The sequence below is a fragment of the Paraburkholderia bengalensis genome, from assembly GCF_037126505.1.
Classification (GTDB): Bacteria; Pseudomonadota; Gammaproteobacteria; order Burkholderiales; family Burkholderiaceae; genus Paraburkholderia; species Paraburkholderia bengalensis.
The window spans coordinates 1-373 of record NZ_JACFYJ010000321.1; the positions used below are offsets into that span (position 1 = coordinate 1).

The window sequence follows — 373 nt, forward strand, 5'->3', positions numbered from 1 at the left end:
TCGCTCTCTTCTCACGCCCGATTCAAGGAGATTCACCATGACCTCGCTGACCATCAAAGACCTCTCGCACAACGAAGAACTGTCCGTCGAATCGCTCGCGTCCGTGCGTGGCGGCAGCAACGTCAACGCCTTCAACACGAATGCTGCATTCGGTGGCGGCTTCGCCAGCCCGGCTGTCGTCGTGGCGCCTGTCACGCAGACCGACACGAAGGTCGTGATCCCGACGATCCAGAACTTCGGCGGCCTCCAGGCTGTGCTGTAAATCGCAAACGACTCGCTCTCTTCTCACGCCCGATTCAAGGAGATTCACCATGACCTCGCTGACCATCAAAGACCTCTCGCACAACGAAGAACTGTCCGTCGAATCGCTCGC

At 58.7% G+C, this 373-nt stretch carries 1 protein-coding gene; it reads left to right on the forward strand.

The features are described 5' to 3' along the window. Positions 1–37 precede the first annotated feature (37 nt). On the forward strand, positions 38–262 hold the full coding sequence (locus H3V53_RS43485; RefSeq protein ID WP_336603082.1) for a hypothetical protein: 225 nt from the start codon (positions 38–40) through the stop codon (positions 260–262). Positions 263–373 lie beyond the last annotated feature (111 nt).